Source organism: Arhodomonas sp. KWT (assembly GCF_010993615.1).
Genome location: NZ_WNXE01000641.1, coordinates 1 through 950 on the forward strand (window position 1 = coordinate 1; position 950 = coordinate 950).

The 950-nt window shown below is 71.9% G+C and carries 2 protein-coding genes; both read right to left on the reverse strand.

The genetic code is table 11. The features are described from left to right. Nucleotides 1-149 precede the first annotated feature (149 nt). On the reverse strand, nt 150-605 hold the full coding sequence (gene dut / locus G7A99_RS21375) for a dUTP diphosphatase (protein WP_163143931.1): 456 nt from the start codon (nt 603-605) through the stop codon (nt 150-152). Further along, on the reverse strand, nt 592-950 hold a 359-nt coding region (locus G7A99_RS21380; protein ID WP_305792354.1), incomplete at its 5' end, for a phosphopantothenoylcysteine decarboxylase. The genes dut and G7A99_RS21380, both read right to left, overlap by 14 nt.

Sequence of the window (950 nt, forward strand, 5' to 3'; positions counted from 1 at the left end):
TTCGCCCGGGCCTGCGCGTCCGGGCGCAGCAGCGCCGGCAGCAGGGCCAGCAGGGCGACGAGCGCGAGCACGAGGGCGCCGACGCCGGTCAGCGCCGTCGCGGTGCCGCGGCGGGACAGGCCGATGCGGGGACGTGGCCGGGGCATTGGCTATAGCCGCCCGGAGTGGCCGAATCCCCCCTCGCCTCGTTCGCTGTCGGCGAAGCCGTCGACCACACGGAAGGCCGGCCGGGCGACGGGGACGAACACGAGCTGCGCGATGCGCTCGCCGGGCTCGACGGTAAAGGTGGCCTCGCCGCGGTTCCAGCAGGAGATCAGGATCTCGCCCTGGTAGTCGGAGTCGATCAGCCCGACCAGGTTGCCCAGCACGATGCCGTGCTTGTGGCCGAGTCCCGAGCGTGGCAGCACGACCGCGGCGTGGGTGGGATCGCCGATGTGCACGGCGATGCCGCTGGGGATGAGTGAGCTCTCGCCGGGTGCCAGGGTCAGTGGGGTGTCCAGGCAGGCGCGCAGGTCGAGGCCGGCGGAGCCGGCGGTGGCGTAGCCGGGCATGGGCCAGTCCTGCCCGAGCCGCTGGTCGATCACGCGGAGGTCAACGGTGTCCATGATATCGCTCGATGATGAGATCCATTAGGGCGTTGGCGAGGTCGGCCTTGGGGGCGTCGGACAGGCTGGTGTGCCCGCCCTCCCAGAGCACTTCCAGGGCGTTGCGCTCGCTGTCGAAACCGCTGCCCTGGCGGCCGACCCAGTTGGCGGCGATCATGTCGGCGCCCTTGTCGCGGCGTTTGGCCTCGGCGTGCTCGTGCAGCGTCTCGGTCTCGGCGGCGAAGCCCACGACGAAGGGCCGGGCGGTATCGCGGGCGGCGACGTCGGCGAGGATGTCCGGGTTGCGTACCAGCGAGAGGGTCAGGCCGTCCCCGCCGCCGCGTTTCTTGATCTTCTGCGTCGCCG